This is a genomic window from Helicobacter pylori (assembly GCF_030323545.1).
Lineage (GTDB): Bacteria > Campylobacterota > Campylobacteria > Campylobacterales > Helicobacteraceae > Helicobacter > Helicobacter pylori_CO.
Map to the genome: position 1 here is coordinate 783807 of NZ_CP122954.1, position 19164 is coordinate 802970.

17 protein-coding genes and 2 pseudogenes are annotated in these 19164 nt (G+C 35.5%); 15 read left to right on the forward strand and 4 right to left on the reverse strand.

The window, feature by feature from the left end; genetic code table 11:
* Positions 1 to 15: 15 nt before the first annotated feature.
* Together murI and QAP06_RS03745 are read left to right on the forward strand one after the other, a co-directional pair.
* Positions 16 to 783: a glutamate racemase gene (murI, locus tag QAP06_RS03740; RefSeq protein WP_286467204.1), complete on the forward strand. Its 768-nt coding sequence runs from the start codon at positions 16 to 18 to the stop codon at positions 781 to 783.
* Positions 784 to 915: 132 nt separating this feature from the next.
* A pseudogene (locus QAP06_RS03745) lies at positions 916 to 1189 on the forward strand (zinc ribbon domain-containing protein); the annotation flags it as partial.
* A gap of 81 nt (positions 1190 to 1270) precedes the next feature.
* On the opposite strand, the gene cagA reads toward QAP06_RS03745, so the two are convergent.
* Entirely contained in the window at positions 1271 to 4714 is a 3444-nt protein-coding gene (gene cagA, locus QAP06_RS03750) for a type IV secretion system oncogenic effector CagA (RefSeq protein WP_286467216.1), read from the reverse strand.
* Positions 4715 to 4987: 273 nt separating this feature from the next.
* Here cagA and cagB point away from each other — a divergent pair, with 273 nt between their 5' ends.
* The 6 genes from cagB (at position 4988) to cagG (ending at position 10521) form a co-directional block, all read left to right on the forward strand.
* Positions 4988 to 5215 carry a cag pathogenicity island protein B gene (cagB, locus tag QAP06_RS03755; RefSeq protein ID WP_000428887.1) on the forward strand — a complete coding sequence of 76 codons (228 nt, stop codon included), beginning with the start codon at positions 4988 to 4990 and terminating at the stop codon, positions 5213 to 5215.
* 82 nt (positions 5216 to 5297) lie between these two features.
* Positions 5298 to 5645, forward strand: a complete 348-nt coding sequence (gene cagC, locus QAP06_RS03760; RefSeq protein ID WP_286467221.1) for a cag pathogenicity island type IV secretion system protein CagC — start codon at positions 5298 to 5300, stop codon at positions 5643 to 5645.
* Position 5646: 1 nt separating this feature from the next.
* Positions 5647 to 6270 (forward strand): cag pathogenicity island type IV secretion system protein CagD, encoded by a 624-nt coding sequence (gene cagD, locus QAP06_RS03765; RefSeq protein WP_286467226.1) that lies wholly within the window; start codon positions 5647 to 5649, stop codon positions 6268 to 6270.
* A gap of 8 nt (positions 6271 to 6278) precedes the next feature.
* Complete coding sequence (gene cagE / locus QAP06_RS03770) at positions 6279 to 9230, forward strand: cag pathogenicity island type IV secretion system ATPase CagE (protein WP_286467232.1); 2952 nt, start codon at positions 6279 to 6281, stop codon at positions 9228 to 9230.
* Between the two features lies 1 nt (position 9231).
* Positions 9232 to 10038 (forward strand): type IV secretion system chaperone CagF, encoded by an 807-nt coding sequence (gene cagF, locus QAP06_RS03775; protein WP_286467239.1) that lies wholly within the window; start codon positions 9232 to 9234, stop codon positions 10036 to 10038.
* Positions 10039 to 10092: 54 nt separating this feature from the next.
* The gene (gene cagG, locus QAP06_RS03780; RefSeq protein WP_050826281.1) at positions 10093 to 10521 is read left to right on the forward strand and encodes a cag pathogenicity island type IV secretion system translocation protein CagG; all 429 of its coding nucleotides are present in this window, start codon (positions 10093 to 10095) and stop codon (positions 10519 to 10521) included.
* Here cagG and QAP06_RS03785 read toward each other — a convergent pair whose 3' ends face one another.
* On the reverse strand, positions 10522 to 10719 hold the full coding sequence (locus QAP06_RS03785) for a hypothetical protein (protein WP_033590711.1): 198 nt from the start codon (positions 10717 to 10719) through the stop codon (positions 10522 to 10524).
* On the opposite strand from QAP06_RS03785, the gene QAP06_RS03790 reads away from it, so the two are divergent.
* Genes QAP06_RS03790 through cagL form a run of 3 tightly spaced genes read left to right on the forward strand, consistent with a single transcriptional unit; the run spans position 10706 to position 13516 of the window.
* A complete protein-coding gene (locus QAP06_RS03790; protein WP_240445157.1) occupies positions 10706 to 11650 on the forward strand; it encodes a sodium:calcium antiporter in 945 nt (314 codons plus the stop codon). The two genes, QAP06_RS03785 and QAP06_RS03790, sit on opposite strands and share 14 nt — an antisense overlap.
* A gap of 10 nt (positions 11651 to 11660) precedes the next feature.
* Entirely contained in the window at positions 11661 to 12806 is a 1146-nt protein-coding gene (gene cagI, locus QAP06_RS03795; protein ID WP_286467258.1) for a cag pathogenicity island type IV secretion system translocation protein CagI, read from the forward strand.
* Positions 12803 to 13516, forward strand: coding sequence for a cag pathogenicity island VirB5 family T4SS-associated adhesin CagL (gene cagL, locus QAP06_RS03800; RefSeq protein WP_286467266.1), 714 nt, complete (start codon positions 12803 to 12805; stop codon positions 13514 to 13516). The genes cagI and cagL overlap by 4 nt, the downstream gene beginning before the upstream one ends.
* 81 nt (positions 13517 to 13597) lie before the next feature.
* On the opposite strand, the gene cagN is transcribed toward cagL, so the two are convergent.
* Positions 13598 to 14518, reverse strand: a complete 921-nt coding sequence (gene cagN, locus QAP06_RS03805) for a cag pathogenicity island type IV secretion system protein CagN (protein WP_140472601.1) — start codon at positions 14516 to 14518, stop codon at positions 13598 to 13600.
* 14 nt (positions 14519 to 14532) lie between these two features.
* The gene (gene cagM, locus QAP06_RS03810) at positions 14533 to 15663 is read right to left on the reverse strand and encodes a type IV secretion system apparatus protein CagM (protein ID WP_000879865.1); all 1131 of its coding nucleotides are present in this window, start codon (positions 15661 to 15663) and stop codon (positions 14533 to 14535) included.
* A gap of 423 nt (positions 15664 to 16086) precedes the next feature.
* On the opposite strand from cagM, the gene cagP reads away from it, so the two are divergent.
* The 4 genes and pseudogenes from cagP (at position 16087) to cagS (ending at position 19154) form a co-directional block, all read left to right on the forward strand.
* On the forward strand, positions 16087 to 16431 hold the full coding sequence (gene cagP, locus QAP06_RS03815) for a cag pathogenicity island protein CagP (protein WP_000812856.1): 345 nt from the start codon (positions 16087 to 16089) through the stop codon (positions 16429 to 16431).
* Positions 16432 to 17030: 599 nt separating this feature from the next.
* Positions 17031 to 17217: pseudogene (locus tag QAP06_RS07785) on the forward strand (hypothetical protein).
* A 29-nt stretch (positions 17218 to 17246) separates the two neighbouring features.
* Complete coding sequence (locus QAP06_RS03820; protein ID WP_240705980.1) at positions 17247 to 17552, forward strand: cag pathogenicity island protein; 306 nt, start codon at positions 17247 to 17249, stop codon at positions 17550 to 17552.
* Between the two features lie 1002 nt (positions 17553 to 18554).
* Complete coding sequence (cagS, locus tag QAP06_RS03825; RefSeq protein ID WP_000069579.1) at positions 18555 to 19154, forward strand: cag pathogenicity island protein CagS; 600 nt, start codon at positions 18555 to 18557, stop codon at positions 19152 to 19154.
* Positions 19155 to 19164 lie beyond the last annotated feature (10 nt).

A 19164-nucleotide genomic window follows, 5' to 3' on the forward strand; every position in this document is an offset into this window, starting at 1 on the left:
AATTAAAAAAGTGTCATGAAAATAGGCGTTTTTGATAGCGGTGTGGGAGGGTTTAGCGTTTTAAAAAGCCTTTTAAAAGCGCAACTATTTGATGAAATCATCTATTATGGCGATAGCGCTAGAGTGCCTTATGGCACTAAAGACCCCACCACGATCAAGCAATTTGGCTTAGAGGCTTTGGATTTTTTCAAACCGCACAAGGTTGAATTATTGATTGTGGCATGCAACACAGCGAGCGCTCTGGCTTTAGAAGAGATGCAAAAGCATTCCAAAATCCCTATTGTGGGCGTGATTGAGCCAAGCATTTTAGCGATCAAACAACAAGTAAAAGATAAAAACGCCCCTATTTTAGTGCTAGGGACAAAAGCGACGATTCAATCCAACGCTTATGACAACGCCCTGAAACAACAAGGCTATTTGAATGTTTCGCATTTAGCCACTTCTCTTTTTGTGCCTTTGATTGAAGAAAATATTTTAGAGGGCGAATTGCTAGAAACTTGCATGCGTTATTATTTCACTCCATTAGAGATCTTACCTGAAGTGGTTATTTTAGGTTGCACGCATTTTCCCTTGATCGCTCACCAAATTGAAGGCTATTTTATGGATCATTTTGCCCTTCCAACGCCCCCCCTACTCATCCATTCTGGCGATGCCATTGTAGAATATTTGCAGCAAAAATACACCCTTAAGAAAAACGCATGCGCATTCCCTAAAGTGGAATTTCATGCGAGCGGCGATGTGATCTGGCTAGAAAAACAGGCTAAAGAATGGCTCAAATTGTAACGCTAATCAAAATTTAAAGTCAAAATAACACAATTCCAAAAAGGGCTATAGCTTACACTATAAGGGTATTGTGTTGATTATAAAGCGCTTTAGAGAGATCCATGAAAAGCGTTTTTATATTTGGAAAAGAATTACCTATCTACGAGTTTGCTAGACTACAAACAACAGCATAATGGCAAATTGCTAGTGAAAGTTTCCCCCACAATACACCAGCAAAACTTGCTCTCATTGTGGGAGCATCAACCCCAAGCTCAAATTGAATCACAAGCAATATTTGTGTCCTGATTGTGGGTATAAAGAACACAGAGATATTAACGCTGCGAACAACATCTTGAATAAAGGGTTAAGTCTTTTTAGGGCAGGAAATGTCTTTGCAGACTTTAAAGAACAAAGCCTTTCGTGTTAGTATTCAATGGAATGCTTTAGTTAGGAAACCCCTTGCTTTTAGCAAGGGGTGGTTTTTGCGTTTTTGGTATTCCTTAATCCTTTAAGATTTTTGGAAACCACCTTTTGTATTAACATTTTTGATTCCATGCTCCGCATTTTCTCCCGCCAAGCAGTAATATCCTGTAGAAAATGCATTGGCTAAAAATTGCGTAAAGCCAGACTTAATGTCTTTTACAGCATTGTTCAACTTGGTGGAAAACTTGAACGAATCAGAATAATCTTTCATATTTTTCTGGTTGAAGCCAATTTTATCATACTCTGACAAAGGAACGCTTCCTACATTATGCGCAACTATCTTATCATTCACGAGCTTATACCACTCAGGGTTTTTTTGCGTTAGCATGCCGGTCGCTTTTTCATTGATTGCTCCATTTTTGATATTGCTATTAATGCGTGTGTGGCTGTTAGTAGCGTAATTGTCTAGTTTCGCTGACAAACTAGCAGGCACTTTTTTTGCACTTTCAGCCCATAGATTCACAGGATTGTGTTTTGTAGAATCTTTGAGCTTGTCTATCGTTTGCTCTAGATTGCCAAAAAAACCTGCTTTAGCTTCTGATACCGCTTGATTGAGATTGTCAATTTTCTGAGCCAATTCTTGATTCCTTGAAAGCCCTACCTTACTGAGATCACTAACTTTATCATGCCTTTTCAAAGGGAAAGGTCCGCCGAGATCATCAATCGTAGCATAAATGGGTTCAGGGCTAGCTGAAAGCCCTACCTTACTGAGATCACTAACTTTATCATGCCTTTTCAAAGGGAAGCCCGCTGCTTGCCCTACACCACCTTTCTTTTTATTAACTTTAGCGTAAATGGGTTCGTTTTTGAGTCCATTATTGTTATTGTTATTGAAATTTCCAAGTTTTGCATTCAACTCTTTCTTGATGTCCGAAAAGTTTTTAGAAAGAGTTGTGGCTTCTGCTTTAGATAACCCATTACCGACTAGGGTTCCATTCACACCATTCTTAACGGATTGGTATAGTGCAGAATTTTTTCCAGTATTGAAATCTTCATTTTTTTGAGCTTGTTGAGCCAATTGCTCCTTTGAGAAATTTTTGAGATCGGCTAGCGCTTGCTCTACCTTACTGAAATCACCCGTTGCTTTAGCCACTAATACCGCTTGATTGAGATTGTCAACTTTATCCGTTACCTTTTGATTGATGATCACATCCTTAAGGGAATTTTCAAGGTCGCTTTTTGCTTGCGTTACCTTGCTGAAATCCTTATTTTTGCCATTTTTGAATTCATTCAAAGCTGCATTAAGGTTTTCAACTTTTGAAATCCATTCTGGATTGATACCTAAATCTTTCACCGAACCTTTAAGGGCTTTTAGTGTTTCTTCTGCCTTGCTAAAATCCTTATTTTTGCCATTTTTGAATTCATCAAAAGATTTACTAAAGTCTTTCAAATTCTTGTTGACATTCTCAAGTTTATCAGACAATTCCCTTTTGATGCCTTTAAGATTTGAAGCGTAAGCGATTGCTCTGGCGTCCTTATTAGCCTCTTTATTGATCAACGCAAAAATCTCATTTTTTTGGCTGTTAGCTTGAGATTTCGCTTCCATTTTGTTTTTGTTGCCGCTTTTGCTCTCCAAATTTTTCGCTACTTCTTTCTCCAAATGCTCTCGTTTCCTTAGGGATTTTTCAAGATCTTTCTGAGCTTTTTTCACTTCGTCATAATTGCCTGTGTTTTTAGCTTCAGCTACAGCTTGATTGAAGTTTAAAGCTTTTCCAACCAATTCTTTGTTGTTGCTCAAAAAGTCTTTGATGAGCTTATTAGCTTCTTGTGGGGACAACCCTTTAGCGACTAGTTTATCTTCTAAATCCCGCCTTATAGGATTAGTGATAGCGAGATTATTCAAATCAGACAAATTAAAGACAGCTACCTTGTCAAAGCCTGCTTCCAAATGGGAAACGCCATTCGTAGCACCCACGCCCTTATCAGGACTCTTGGAGGCGTTGGTGTATTTGAAATTAGAATAATCAACAAACATCACGCCATCATGTTTTAGGTTACCTTGAAGAGTAACATTTTTCTCCCTATCTAAAGCTTTATCTGCTTTTTTCCCATAATCTTTGAGAGTGTAGCTCAAATCCCCATTACCAAACTCAGTAATTAAAGCTAAATGTTTTGTGTCTTTTTTAGAAACAAAAGCAATACGATCATTCCCTAGGGCGTCTAAATAAGCCTTAGAGTCTTTTTGGAAATCTTTAATCTCAGTTCGGAATTTTTCCTTCTCTTTCTCGCTCAAGTTGTCTAATTTAGCATTATTTTGTGCAAGAAATTCCATGAAATCTATTTTGTTTCGGATCTCTTCTTGACTCAATGCTCGTTGTGAGCCTGTGAGTTGGTCTTCTTTGTAGAGATAAAAACTAGGGTTGTTAATCCCTTTCTCACCACCTGCTATGACTAAGCCACTGCCGTTTTTCATATGCACATTAATTATTGTAGCCACATTGTTACCTTGTTGGTCTTTATAACCAACGGTGGCGTTCCAATCGTGCTTGGCTCCAAAACCACCATTGCCCGCATACAATAATGAAACTTTTTCAGGTTCTATGCCATTATGACTCCCCATTAACACAGAAGACAGAGCGTTATTGTGAATCAATAACTGGTTGAACTTGTAATTAGGATCAATGTCGGCGACTCCCTCAACATCTAACATTTCCATATCGCCAAGAGTGAATTTAGAAAAATTACCCCTTTCATCAAGCAAATCCCTAGATTCAGGCGGTAAGCCTTGTATGTGGGTGGTGGTAGTGGCTATATCTGGTTGGACATGGGGAACTGGTTCTTGATTGATTGCTTCTTTGACATCAGAAGATTGTTTTTTGTCAAATATAAATGAGAGAAAAATATCCAACCAATCCCCACCAGTAGGCTCTCCATTTTTTTCTGCTTCTTGCCTTTCTTTCAAGGATTCATCAAACACGCCCATGAACTTTTGATCCGTTCGGATTTGATTCCCTATAATGATTCCTGCAAAAGATTGTTTGGCAGATTTTAAAAACTCTGCTTTTTCTTTATCATCAGGGATAGGGGGTTGTATGATATTTTCCATAAAATTTCGGATCGATCGGGTGTTGATTTTAGACGGATCGTTTTGATGGGACACCCAACTTGTGAAAATTTGGTAACGCTGATCCCCAAATTTCTGAAAGCTCTTTGTGGAAGATTCTACATCAATGAGAGCGTCTTTGTTGATTAAATCATTGCTCTTATTGATAAAGTCTGAAAAATACTGATTCTTTTTGGTAGGATTTTTGATCGCTTTATTGGAGTATTCTTCCCTTAATTGCGAGATTCCATTAAAAGCTTGCCTGTTATCCCTATCGTTCTTATCAACGATTGGTTTTTGATCGGGATCGTATGAAGCGACAGCGTTATCAACTTTAAGAAAAGCTACTTGAAGATTATTGATAAATTGCTGCGGGTTAAAAGCCGCTTCGGTTTGTGGTTGTTGGTTAATGGTTTCGTTAGTCATTGTTTCTCCTTACTATACCTAGTTTCATACCTATCGGTATCTTGTTGTATCAAAGACTGCTAAAAACCACCACACGCTTGAGTGGTCAGTTTATGTCTTTCAACATTCTTATTATACCACAATATTAGGCATTTTTTCATTAATATTGTTAATATTGAAAAATTCCAATCGTTGCAAGCATCTAAAGGCTAGGAACGATTCACATTTTTACCCACAATTGACAAAAACTCGCTAAAATAGACAAATTTTAACAAGAAGTGTTGGTGATCCACGATGGAAAACAAATCAATAGGACAGATTTTCAAAGACAGCTTCAAAAAAAGTTTCTTTAGTGGTCTATGGAGTTGCTTAAAATGGAGCTTTATTCTCACTCTGATCAGCTTGGGTTTGTTTTTGCTTGTTTTTAGGTTTCAACCTGAGACGATTAAAAAATATATCAAAGATCCTAAAGATCTACAATTCTACAACGACTTGAGAAACAAAAAAGGTTGGGACAAGTAGGTTTATTGGTGCTTGCGTGAAAGTGTAAAAATATTTTTTTTTGGTATAATCACACCATTATTTCAAATTTGAAAGGAAACGCATGAAATTTTTTACAAGAATCACTGACAGCTACAAGAAAGTTGTAGTAACTTTAGGGCTAGTGGTAACAACCAATCCTTTAATGGCGGTCGCCAGTCCTGCAACAGGCATTACTGAAACTAGAAGTTTGGTGATTCAGATCATTTCTGTTCTAGCGATCGTGGGTGGTTGTGCTCTAGGGGTCAAAGGCATAGCGGATATTTGGAAAATCTCTGATGACATCAAAAGAGGTCAGGCGACTGTTTTTGCTTATGCGCAGCCCATAGCTATGTTAGCGGTGGCGGGTGGTATTATCTATTTGAGCACTAAGTTTGGCTTCAATATTGGCGAAGGTGGAGGAGCTAGCTAAATTGATCAACAATAATAGTAATAAAAAGCTAAGGGACTTTTTTTTGAAAGTTCTCTTAAGTTTCGTTGTTTTCAGTTCGTATGGGTCAGCAAGTGATGACAATCAAGCAAAAAAAGAAGCACTAGAAAAAGAAAAAAACACTCCCAATGGGCGTGTTTATACGAATTTAGATTTTGATAGTTTCAAGGCGACTATCAAAAATTTGAAAGACAAGAAAGTAACTTTCAAAGAAGTCAATCCCGATATTATCAAAGATGAAGTTTTTGACTTCGTGATTGTCAATAGAGTCCTTAAAAAAATAAAGGATTTGAAGCATTACGATCCAGTTATTGAAAAAATCTTTGATGAAAAGGGTAAGGAAATGGGATTGAATGTGGAATTACAGATCAATCCTGAAGTGAAAGACTTTTTTACTTTCAAAAGCATCAGCACGACTAATAAACAACGCTGCTTTCTATCATTGCGTGGGGAAACAAGAGAAATTCTATGCGATGATAAGCTGTATAATGTTTTATTGGCCGTATTCAATTCTTATGACCCTAATGATCTTTTAAAACATATTAGCACCGTAGAGTCTCTCAAAAAAATCTTTTATACAATTACATGTGAAGCGGTATATCTATAAAGAGAGGGGTGTTTGTGGCAAGCAAGCAAGCTGATGAACAAAAAAAGCTAATCATAGAGCAAGAGGTTCAAAAGCGGCAGTTTCAAAAAATAGAAGAACTTAAAATAGACATGCAAAAAGGTGTCAATCCCTTTTTTAAAGTCTTGTTTGATGGGGGGAATAGGTTGTTTGGTTTCCCTGAAACTTTTATTTATTCTTCTATATTTATATTGTTTGTAACCATTGTATTATCTGTTATTCTTTTCCAAGCCTATGAACCTGTTTTGATTGTAGCGATTGTTATTGTGCTTGTAGCTCTTGGCTTCAAGAAAGATTACAGGCTTTATCAAAGAATGGAGCGAGCGATGAAATTTAAAAAACCTTTTTTGTTTAAGGGCGTGAAAAACAAAGCATTCATGAGCATTTTTTCCATGAAGCCTAGTAAAGAAATGGCTAATGACATCCACTTAAATCCAAACAGAGAAGACAGACTTGTGAGTGCTACAAACTCCTATCTAGCGAATAACTATGAATGTTTTTTAGATGATGGGGTGATCCTTACTAACAACTATTCTCTTTTAGGCACAATCAAATTGGGAGGCATTGATTTTTTAACCACTTCCAAAAAAGATCTCATAGAGTTACACGCTTCTATTTATAGCGTTTTTAGGAATTTTGTTACCCCTGAATTCAAATTTTATTTTCACACCGTTAAAAAGAAAATCGTTATTGATGAAACCAATAGGGACTATAGCCTTGCTTTTTCTAATGATTTTATGCGGGCCTATAATGAGAAGCAAAAGAGAGAAAGTTTTTATGATATTAGTTTTTTTCTGACCATAGAGCAAGATTTATTAGACACTCTCAATGAACCCGTTATGAATAAAAAGCATTTTGCAGACAATAATTTTGAAGAGTTTCAAAGGATTATTAGAGCCAAGCTTGAAAACTTCAAGGATAGGATAGAACTCATAGAAGAGCTGTTGAGCAAATACCACCCCACTAGATTAAAAGAATACACCAAAGATGGGGTTATTTACTCCAAACAATGCGAGTTTTACAATTTTCTTGTGGGAATGAATGAAGCCCCTTTTATTTGCAACAGAAAAGACTTGTATCTCAAGGAAAAAATGCATGGTGGGGTGAAAGAAGTTTATTTTGCCAATAAACATGGAAAAATCTTAAATGACGATTTGAGTGAAAAATATTTTAGCGCTATTGAGATTAGTGAATACGCCCCTAAATCACAGAGCGATTTGTTTGATAAAATCAACGCTTTAGACTGCGAATTCATCTTTATGCATGCTTATTCGCCTAAAAACTCACAGGTTTTAAAGGACAAACTAGCTTTCACCTCTAGAAGAATTATTATTAGTGGAGGCTCTAAAGAGCAGGGCATGACTTTAGGTTGCTTGAGCGAATTAGTGGGTAATGGTGATATTACGCTAGGCAGTTATGGTAATTCTTTAGTGTTGTTTGCTGATAGCTTTGAAAAAATGAAACAAAGCGTTAAGGAATGCGTCTCTAGTCTTAACGCTAAAGGTTTTTTAGCCAACGCAGCGACTTTCTCTATGGAAAATTACTTTTTTGCCAAACATTGCTCTTTTATCACGCTTCCTTTTATTTTTGATGTAACTTCTAATAATTTTGCTGATTTCATCGCCATGAGGGCTATGAGTTTTGATGGCAATCAAGAGAATAACGCTTGGGGCAATAGTGTTATGACTTTAAAAAGCGAGATCAATTCGCCTTTTTATTTGAACTTCCACATGCCTACTGATTTTGGTTCAGCTTCAGCAGGACACACTTTGATACTTGGCTCAACCGGTTCAGGTAAGACAGTGTTTATGTCCATGACTCTAAACGCTATGGGACAATTTGTTCACAATTTTCCTGCTAATGTCAGCAAAGACAAGCAAAAGCTCACTATGGTCTATATGGATAAAGATTATGGTGCTTATGGGAATATTGTCGCAATGGGTGGGGAGTATGTCAAGATTGAGCTAGGGACAGATACGGGATTAAATCCTTTTGCTTGGGCGGCTTGTGTGCAAAAATCCAATGCAACAATGGAGCAAAAACAAACAGCTATTTCTGTTGTCAAAGAACTTGTGAAAAACTTAGCAACCAAAAGCGATGAAAAAGATGAAAATGGCAACAGCATCTCTTTTAGCCTAGCAGATTCTAATACGCTTGCAGCGGCAGTAACCAACCTTATCACAGGAGATATGAACCTAGATTATCCCATCACTCAACTTATTAATGCTTTCGGGAAAGACCACAATGATCCTAATGGGCTTGTTGCGCGATTAGCGCCTTTTTGCAAATCAACCAATGGTGAATTTCAATGGCTTTTTGATAATAAAGCAATAGATCGCTTAGATTTTTCAAAAACGATTATTGGCGTTGATGGGTCAAGTTTCTTAGACAATAATGATGTTTCGCCCTTTATTTGTTTTTACCTTTTCGCTCGTATCCAAGAGGCAATGGATGGGCGTAGATTTGTCTTAGATATTGATGAAGCGTGGAAATATTTAGGCGATCCAAAGGTCGCTTATTTTGTGAGAGACATGCTAAAAACTGCAAGGAAAAGAAACGCTATTGTCAGACTTGCGACTCAAAGCATCACTGATCTTTTGGCTTGCCCTATTGCTGATACTATTAGAGAACAATGCCCTACAAAGATTTTTTTGAGAAACGATGGGGGCAATCTTTCTGATTACCAAAGATTAGCTAATGTTACAGAAAAAGAATTTGAAATCATCACTAAGGGGCTAGATAGGAAAATTCTCTACAAACAAGATGGAAGCCCTAGCGTTATCGCTAGTTTTAATTTGAGAGGCATTCCTAAAGAATATTTGAAAATTTTATCCACGGATACTGTATTTGTCAAAGAAATTGACAAGATTATCCAAAACCATAGTATCATAGATAAATATCAGGCCCTAAGGCAAATGTATCAACAAATAAAGGAGTATTAAAATGAAACAAAGTTTGCGCGAACAAAAATTATTGAAAATTTTAGAAAATGATGTCTTGACGATTTTGGATAGTTTTTCTAATTATCTTTTTGAACTGAGAGAAGAATTGGACTTCATAGAAGAAGAAATGGAAGGCGAAATCACTGAACAAAACCTTACCACTCTCTATGATTTTTCTAATTTCTTAGAAGACCATGTCAATGTGTTTTATGAGAATATTTTAAATATAGATGATGTCAAAACAGAACACCTTTATTCAGGTCTCATAGATAGTCTCAACGCTAATCTCCACTTTGTTAAGTCGTTTCTCAGCAATCAGGATTTAGACTTCCGCTTTTTTAAAGAAATAAACGATGGGCAAGATCCCCAAAAAACATTATCAAGATTAATTCCTCTTCAAAGCGGGAAAAATGACGCAAGCTCGTTTAAGGCAAATAATTCTTTTGTCTCATTAGTTTATGTTTATGTTTACTTCATGCTAGAAACTATCATGCAGTCGTATAGGGTTCTCAGATTACTAGAAAAACCTATCAATAACAACATAAGCGAGGATATGCAGAGCGATATAGAGAATTTTTTTGTTCAAGCGAATTTTTTAGAATACTATGTTCAAAACAAAATATACCCAACCAATCATGCCTATGACTTCACGCATTTAATCATGGACTCCATTGTTCCTAATTGGATTCAGGTTGATATGAGCGTTGAAGCTAAAAAGAAAGAGCTTTTTGAAAAATATTTTCAAAACATTGATGAAGTAACAAACAAAATGCTCGATCAAAAAAATCAAAACAAAAACAGCGATTGAGTGGTGTTAATGCGCTAAAATAGTGCTAAAAATAAGAATAAAGGAGTCAAAAGTATGAAAACGAATTTTTATAAAATTAAATTACTCTTTGCTTGGTGTCTTATCATTGGCATGTTTAACGCTCCGCTTAACGCTGATCAAAACACTGAGATAAAAGATATTAGTCCTGAAGATATGGCGCTAAATAGCGTGGGGCTTGTTTCTAGAGATCAACTAAAAATAGAGATCCCTAAAGAAACCCTAGAGCAAAAAGTGGCCATACTCAATGACTATAACGATAAGAATGTTAATATCAAGTTTGACGACATAAGTTTAGGGAGTTTTCAACCTAATGATAATCTAGGTATCAATGCGATGTGGGGCATTCAAAATCTTCTCATGAGCCAAATGATGGGCGATTACGGTCCAAACAATCCTTTCATGTATGGTTATGCGCCAACATACTCAGATTCATCGTTTTTACCACCGATCTTAGGGTATTAACTAGGGGGGTATTAACATGGCAGGTACACAAGCTATATATGAATCATCTTCTGCAGGATTCTTATCGGAAATCTCCTCAATCATCTCAAGCACAAGTGGTGTTGCAGGGCCATTTGCAGGAATAGTAGCGGGTGCTATGTCAGCAGCGATTATTCCTATTGTTGTAGGATTTACTAATCCGCAAATGACCGCTATCATGACCCAATACAATCAGAGCATCGCTGAAGCCGTAAGCATGCCTATGAAAGCCGCTAACCAACAATACAACCAATTGTATCAAGGTTTTAACGATCAAAGCATGGCTGTGGGGAACAATATCTTAAATATCAGCAAATTGACAGGGGAATTTAACGCGCAAGGCAACACACAAGGTGCGCAAATTAGTGCTGTTAATAGTCAGATTGCAAGCATTTTAGCGAGTAACACTACCCCTAAAAATCCTAGCGCTATTGAAGCTTATGCGACGAATCAAATCGCTGTTCCTAGTGTGCCAACAACGGTTGAAATAATGAGCGGTATCTTAGGCAATATTACAAGTGCAGCACCAAAATACACCCTAGCTCTACAAGAGCAACTGCGTTCTCAAGCAAGCAACAGCTCAATGAATGATACAGCCGATTCCCTTGATAGCTGTACCGCTTTAGGTGCGCTTGTTGGCTCATCAAAAGTGTTTTTTAGTTGCATGCAAATTTCTATGACTCCTATGAGCGTTTCTATGCCCACTGTTTATGCTAAATACCAGGCGTTAGCCGCTAATGCCCTAACTTCAGGCGTTAATCCTATGACCACTCCTGCATGCCCTATTGGGGACAAAGTTCTTGTCGTTTATTGCTATGCTGAAAAAGTAGCAGAAATTTTGAGAGAATACTATATAGAATTTGTGAAAAACAATACCAATTTGTTGCAGAACGCTTCTCAAATGATACTTAATCAATCAGGATTAGCTACTAGCACCTATGACACTCAAGCGATTTCTAACATAAGCTCGCTATATAATTACAATATAATAGCGAATAAATCTTTTTTGAAATCGCATTTGACTTATCTTGATTACATCAAAGACAAGCTTAAGGGGCAAAAAGATAGCTACTTAACAGAAAGGGTGCAAACTAAAATAATTGTGAAGTGAGGAAAGAGATGTGAAATGTTTTTTAAGCATATTTTCTTTCTTAACTTTTTGTGGTTTGTCTCTGAATGGTGCAGAGGCAGTAATAACGCTTGAACCTGCCTTAAAAGCCATTCAGGCGGATGCACAAGCCAAACAAAAAACCGCTCAGGCCGAATTAAAAGCTATAGAGGCTCAATCTAGTGCCAAAGAAAAAGCCATTCAAGCGCAAATAGAGGGAGAATTGAGAACTCAGCTTGCAACTATGAGCGCTATGTTAAAAGGGGCTAATGGCGTTATTAATGGTGTCAATAGCATGACAGGGGGGTTTTTTGCAGGTTCAGACATCTTGCTTGGCGTCATGGAAGGGTATTCAAGCGCGCTTAGCGCATTGGGGGGGAATGTCAAAATGATCGTGGAAAAACAAAAAATTAATACCCAAACAGAAATCCAAAATATGCAAATTGCGCTCCAAAAAAATAACGAAATAATCAAGCTCAAAATGAACCAGCAAAACGCTCTCTTAGAAGCACTAAAAAACAGCTTTGAACCGAGCGTTACCCTAAAAACACAAATGGAAATGCTTTCTCAAGCTCTAGGAAGTTCTTCTGACAACGCTCAATACATCGCTTACAATACGATTGGTATCAAGGCGTTTGAAGAAACCTTAGAAAGTTTTGAAACATGGTTGAAAACAGCTATGCAAAAAGCAACTCTTATTGACTATAATTCCCTAACGGGTCAGGCTTTGTTTCAAAGCGCCATCTATGCGCCTGCTCTTAGTTTTTTTTCAAGAATGGGCACACCATTTGGAATCGTTGAAACATTTACTCTAGAGCCCACAAAATGCCCCTATCTTGATGGGCTAAAAATTTCAGCATGCCTTATGGAACAGGTTATTCAGAATTACAGAATGATTGTAGCCCTTATTCAAAATAAACTGAGTGATGCAGATTTTCAAAATATCGCTTATTTGAATGGGATCAATGGAGAAATCAAAACCTTAAAAGGATCAGTAGATTTGAACGCGCTCATAGAAGTTGCTATCTTAAACGCAGAAAATCATTTAAACTATATAGAGAATCTTGAAAAAAAAGCCGACCTTTGGGAAGAACAACTGAAATTAGAAAGAGAAACGACAGCAAGAAACATTGCTAGCTCTAAAGTTATTGTCAAATGAAAACACTCGTGAAAAATACCATATCTTCTTTTTTACTATTGTCTGTTTTGATGGCAGAAGATATAACAAGCGGCTTAAAGCAACTGGATAGTACCTACCAAGAGACCAACCAACAAGTGCTCAAAAACTTAGATGAAATTTTTTCAACCACTAGCCCTAGCACTAATGATAAAATGGGTGAAGAAGATGCTCTAAACATCAAAAAAGCGGCCATTGCTTTGAGAGGAGATTTAGCGTTATTGAAAGCCAATTTTGAAGCGAATGAGTTATTTTTCATCTCAGAAGATGTGATTTTTAAGACTTATATGTCTAGCCCTGAACTTTTATTAACCTATATGAAAATCAATCCCTTAGACCAAAAGACTGCTGAGCAACAATGTGGAATATCCGATAAAGTTTTAGTTCTTTATTGTGAGGGGAAGCTGAAAATCGAGCAAGAAAAACAAAATATAAGAGAGCGTTTAGAAACTTCTCTAAAGGCATATCAGAGCAACATTGGAGGTACAGCTTCCTTAATCACTGCTTCACAGACGCTTGTAGAAAGCCTAAAAAATAAAAATTTCATCAAAGGAATCAAAAAGCTTATGTTAGCTCACAACAAGGTCTTTTTAAATTATTTAGAGGAGTTGGACGCATTAGAAAGATCCCTAGAACAAAGTAAGCGGCAATACCTACAAGAAAGGCAATCAAGTAAGATCATTGTCAAATGATTTTTCTGAGACGATAGGCTATAATTTCTAATTTTTGGGATTTGTTTCTCTAGTTGTTTTTTGAGCTAATAATTTGGATCGCTATTTTTTTCCATGAGCGATGCTTTGTTCTATTTGATTAATGACGCTATTGGGCAGTTCAGATTTAGAGCGATTGTTTGAAAATGTTGCATCTTTTGCTTCATTTTCTTTTGTATCAGTAGTGCCAAACTCACTTGCATTTGTAGTATCTTGGTAGTTATTTTCTTGCTCCATTTCTTTTTTTCTCTTCTCACAAATAGTGCACGAAGCTATAAGAAAAGTTCTATTGTTGCTGTTATTAAGAGCGAGTTTTAAACCACTCAAGTGTTGTCTAGAAAATTTGTTATTTTCTGTCTCTATTTCTTGAATTTTTTCTAATAAGGGGGCAAGAATTTTTTGATCCTTGATGCCTTTGATCAAACACTTTCTTAACCCATCGTAATCGTTGCTTGAAATAATACACTCATTGATAATGATTTCAATTTCAGGTGTTCTCCACTCATCAGGCACAAGCGGAGCAGCAGGTTTTACAAAAGCTTCATTCACCTTATTGATCATCTCATCAAAGTTATCATCTTTATTAGATTTGGTTTCAGCGGAAGAATTGCTATTAGGGTTGTCATTCAAAGGGTTAGCGTTAATTTCGTTTAATTCTTGTAATCCTTTGTGCTTAGCCGCTTTTTTTTGAACAGAAGAGTTGTTCTTTTTTTCAAACGCTTCAATATTCTTTTGAATTTGCTCTGCTCTCGCCCTATCATTTCGTAATTTTTCTCTCAAAGCGTTAGTGGCGAATTCTTTTTCCTCTTCTGTAACTTCTTTTTCGTCATGTCTTTGATGGAATGTTTTGATTTTTTTAAAGCCTAAAGCCACTAATTTTTTGTATTCACTCGGTAATAATGCTGTATTGATAGCGTTTAAGCCCCCATAAATAACTAAAAAATAAAGAGCGACAGAACCTAGTTTTTTGAAGATACTTTTCAAGAGTGTCTCCTTTCCTATTCAAAGGGATTATTCTTGGCAACATTGTTTCGGTATGCAGAAAGCACTGTTTTGAAGAAATTAAATATCTTGTAGTGTTCTTTTTGCATAGTTGTTTTATCGCTCATCATAGGATCGCTATCTACGAAAATATTGTATTCATTAGTCTTTTTTAATATAGATTTTTTGGATTGGGTATCAAAATTGAAGCTGTCTAAAACCAACAAACACAATTTTTGTTTTTGAGCGAAACTCAATTTTTGATTGGTAAAGTTTTTAGTCAGAGTATTCAATTCCACATCATCTTTGACATTTTTCAATAAGTTAGAAAAAGCCTCATAGCCCCTTAAGTATTTCTCATTGATCTTATCAATCGCCATGCTAAACGCCAAGCGTTCCGAGTTAAAAATAAGCGTGTTAGTAGCTTTTTGGGCAATATCTTTTGCTTTAGAGTCAAACTTGTTTCTTTCAAGCTGTAAGTAATAATCTATATTATCCAATTCTTTTCTGCTCAATAAATTAGAAATGTTATTGGAATATTCTTCAATCGCTTGCTTATAAGATAAAGCTAATCGGCTCGCTTTTTTGTTTTGTTCTTCATCTAAAGAAAACACACCCATTTGAAGCAAAGCCAAAGCCTTATCTTTAGTGGTAGCGGTAGTTTTTTTAAAAATACTGCTCGTTTTCACTTGGGGGTAGTAATAACTCAAACGCTCCTTATCTTCTTTGGTGAATGTTTCTTGGTTTAAAACATAGGCATAAGGGTTAGGAAGAAGTTTCTTATAGAGAGGGTTATCTTTTAAGGCTTGCTCTAGATCCCCATAAGCCTTTGACTTAGCGGTAAGGATTTTACCTCTTGTCTCTTTCTCTAGAGCCTCTTTTTCTTTTTTGTATTTGTTTTCTAAATCTAAAAGAACTTTAGCTCTATGATCCATAAGCTCTTTGATTTTTTGTTTTCTAAAAATCAAGTCTTCTAAGAAATCATGCGTATTGTTTAAGAGCTTCTTTTTAGCCTTAAGAGCGTCTTCTTTTGCAGCCACCTCTTCTTGTTCTTTTTTTATCTCGTTGAAAAATGAACCAAACTGCTCCACATTAGCCGACAAAACTCCAAACGCAACCAATGAGCCAAAAACGATTTTTGCAAGCATCTTATAGTTTTTGTAACCTTAAAATTTCAAAAAATATCAATACATTTTACCACAATTTTTACAAAACTATGGATCAAAATTTTTCCATATCCAAAAGGTAAGTAAAATCTAGGTCTTATAGTGTTATGTTTTTCTTGCTTGTATGCGGCTTGTTGGTATTTTTTAAGTTTCTCTTAAGATTATTTTTATACAATGGATTGGTGTTTTTTAGATGGAAAACTCCTTTATTCTTTAACAGATGTTTTCTGTTCTTTGTTTGGCACAAACAAACAAGTCGTTGGTTTGTGCTATACCACATGTTAGTATCAGCAAGTGGGGTATTCTTTGAGATTTGGAGTTAGATTAGGGTGGTTTTGTAAAATATTTATTATTTTATGCTCCTTTATAGGTTCACCGCCTTGAACTATTTCTTTAAAAACCAAAATGAAACAGCCAATTAGCAAATTAAAACAAAACTTCTTACAATTCAAACATTCTTTCAACAAACATTTAGATAAGTACAGCCTTTATTATAGGCTGTTCAATATCAGCTCTATCGTTATAGGTTTTTTAATAGGGCTTTTTTCTTATGGAGCAGGGGTGATTTTAGTTTATCCAATATTATTCTTATTTGCTCTTATAATAAAACCTAGCTTTTTTTATTACACTACTTATCTTTTGCTACTCGTTTCTCTCAGTGTAATAAGCAAATACTATCTCTTAAGCCACGCAAATTTCACAATGAAGCTAATCATGCTTATGACTCAATGGCAAAATTGGTTTTTGTAAGTATCTCAAGCTCTAATGATAACTTTATCTTACTAGCGAAAAACTCCATCCTTTAAAGCACCATATGTAAGCGCCTAGCCCATTAGGCTATTTTAGTATCGTTCTATCTCATCCATTTAATTTTTAGTGTATTCTGCTAAACATTGGAGCGTCCCCTACAACTCCTAACAATAGACCAATTTAAACTAAAAAGTGTTAAGATACTTCTATGAAATCCAATACAAGATTTTAAATCCCGTATAAATTACAACACTCCTTTTGTCTATAACCAAGCCTATTTTTGTGCATAACCATACAGAAGCTTTTTGGCAATCTTGTTGCAAGCCTAATGGGTCATTTAGAGTCTTGTTTAAAAATTTTTCAAATTTGTCCATAAAATACAAATTTTTTAGGGTATCGTAAAATTTTCTAAACTTTCTTTATTTTTAAAAATCCATAGCAATCTTAATCCCAAACTACATGATTTTAAATTTAAAGGAGCGTTTTTTAAAAACAATTCTGCGTTCAGTGTGTTGGCAATTTTGTTTTTGGTATGGTGGCGGTTTTCCAATTAATATTAAGAAAAATTTGCTATAATAGGAGATAAAAGCAAAAAGAGTATGAATGTTTGGTGGCAAAAAATGTTTGGTTTGTTTGTGGTTGGTGATTATTATAGCTCTTGATTTCATGGATAATTTTAGGATTAAAGGATTTTCTTAGTGGCTTAGGTATATTGCTGTGGAATGCTCTCTGCTAAAACACGCATTAGAACTCCGAGCAAGCAAGAACTTGTGCAACCAAAAATAATAGGAATCCAAAAATAAAAGGACTGATTAATGGGAAAAATTTTAGCTTCTTTGTTGGGTGGCGGAACAAATCTTTTTTCAGGTTTATCTAGCGATTTGTTTTCTATGATATTAAATTTTTTGTTCTTCCTGATGTTAATGATGGGACTTAATGAAATATTAGAGAAGAAATTCAACTTACCCATGGATAATATCAAGGATTTTATGACGGAAGTGCTGAAGAATGGATTTGGTAGTATGAAAAACATGGGATCTGCTTTGATTGGCAATGGTTTTAGCAGTAGCAAATCAGACAGAACCGCTAATAAAATGAGTGTCCCCCAAGTAAAACTTTAGTGGTGCATTAACCATCTAAAGATGGAATTTTTTCATTTTTCACAGAGAGATTTATTTGATCAACAAGGTTTTTACCGCCCTTAATTTTCTACTCGCTTCAAAAGAAACTTTAGAATAACAAGACAAAGAATTTTCACTCAGTGGAATCAAAGAATTAAAAGAGAAGCGCTTGTATCCATCAGATAAAAACGATTGCAATATCAATAACTAAACCATCGCAATACCCACTAAAATCTGTCTTTTCACTACAAAAATCTTGAAGAACCAATGATTTTCCACCTAACAACACGCTAAAAACGCATACTCTTTTTATGACTTTAATTTTACTTAAACAACCTTTTTAAAAGGATCAAAAACTCTCTATGCCATTGATATGGTTTTTTTCTTTTTTCCCATTTACTCTTTAAGAGTTTCACTCTATAGTGTGTTTTGATCTCATAACCCACTAATCTGTCATAAGACTTTTCGCTATTACACTATGCTCTCATCAAGGTTGCTAAATCCCTTAAAATGGGTAATAACTCACTAGCTGAACATTATGATTTTATTGATGCTTGATTTATGATTGATTTTTGCTATTTTGAAAAGCTCAATATCCATTGAAAATATTGAATAATCTCTCTGAATTTGGTCTTGAGAATCTTAATTAAAAACTTGTTTAACATCGTGATAATGGTAACTTAAGACTCCTTTTTGAAAATTGAGTTATTCCTTTATTTTAGTTGTAACGCATTTTTACGGCTTATCTTGCTTTTTTACAGCATTAAAACTTTTTTAAATCGGTTTTTAGAGCTATTTGTGAAAGCGTTTTTTGTAGATTTTGAAAAATAGATATAAGAGTGATTGAAACAATATTCTATGATTAAAAAATAGTTTCTTGCTCTTTGAATCATGACCGCTCTGAAATTTTCACACAACAGATATTGTATAATTTTAATACAAACCTTTACGATTTAAACAATCTAAAGAGAAACAAAATCCATTGAAGGGATCAAGAGCGATATGAGTAATAACATGCGAAAACTCTTCTCAATGATTGCTGACTCAAAAGATAAGAAAGAAAAACTTATTGAGAGTTTGCAAGAGAACGAACTTTTAAACACTGATGAAAAAAAGAAAATCATAGATCAAATAAAAACCATGCATGATTTTTTCAAACAGATGCATACAAACAAGGGAGCGCTAGATAAGGTTCTAAGAAATTACATGAAAGATTATCGCGCTGTTATCAAAAGCATTGGTGTTGATAAATTTAAAAAGGTTTATCGGTTGCTTGAGAGTGAAACTATGGAGCTGTTGCATGCGATTGCAGAGAATCCTAATTTCTTATTCTCTAAATTTGATCGATCCATTCTTGGAATATTTCTGCCTTTCTTCAGTAAGCCCATCATGTTCAAGATGAGCATTAGAGAAATGGACTCGCAAATAGAATTGTATGGCACCAAACTCCCACTATTGAAATTGTTTGTGATGACAGATGAAGAAGTGAATTTCTATGCTAATCTAAAAACCATTGAACAATATAACGACTATGTTAGGGATTTGCTGATGAAATTTGATCTTGAAAAATACATGAAAGAAAAAGGAGTGCAAAATGCTTGATGTGGAAAAC

What these genes read in the sequence shown, in the direction of transcription:
- murI (WP_286467204.1), top strand. Translation starts at nt 16, where the DNA reads ATGAAAATAGGCGTTTTTGATAGCGGTGTGGGAGGGTTTAGCGTTTTA.
- cagA (WP_286467216.1), bottom strand. Translation starts at nt 4,714, where the DNA reads ATGACTAACGAAACCATTAACCAACAACCACAAACCGAAGCGGCTTTT.
- cagB (WP_000428887.1), top strand. Translation starts at nt 4,988, where the DNA reads ATGGAAAACAAATCAATAGGACAGATTTTCAAAGACAGCTTCAAAAAA.
- cagC (WP_286467221.1), top strand. Translation starts at nt 5,298, where the DNA reads ATGAAATTTTTTACAAGAATCACTGACAGCTACAAGAAAGTTGTAGTA.
- cagF (WP_286467239.1), top strand. Translation starts at nt 9,232, where the DNA reads ATGAAACAAAGTTTGCGCGAACAAAAATTATTGAAAATTTTAGAAAAT.
- cagG (WP_050826281.1), top strand. Translation starts at nt 10,093, where the DNA reads ATGAAAACGAATTTTTATAAAATTAAATTACTCTTTGCTTGGTGTCTT.
- QAP06_RS03790 (WP_240445157.1), top strand. Translation starts at nt 10,706, where the DNA reads ATGACCGCTATCATGACCCAATACAATCAGAGCATCGCTGAAGCCGTA.
- QAP06_RS03785 (WP_033590711.1), bottom strand. Translation starts at nt 10,719, where the DNA reads ATGATAGCGGTCATTTGCGGATTAGTAAATCCTACAACAATAGGAATA.
- cagL (WP_286467266.1), top strand. Translation starts at nt 12,803, where the DNA reads ATGAAAACACTCGTGAAAAATACCATATCTTCTTTTTTACTATTGTCT.
- cagM (WP_000879865.1), bottom strand. Translation starts at nt 15,663, where the DNA reads ATGCTTGCAAAAATCGTTTTTGGCTCATTGGTTGCGTTTGGAGTTTTG.
- cagP (WP_000812856.1), top strand. Translation starts at nt 16,087, where the DNA reads ATGAAACAGCCAATTAGCAAATTAAAACAAAACTTCTTACAATTCAAA.
- QAP06_RS03820 (WP_240705980.1), top strand. Translation starts at nt 17,247, where the DNA reads ATGGGAAAAATTTTAGCTTCTTTGTTGGGTGGCGGAACAAATCTTTTT.
- cagS (WP_000069579.1), top strand. Translation starts at nt 18,555, where the DNA reads ATGAGTAATAACATGCGAAAACTCTTCTCAATGATTGCTGACTCAAAA.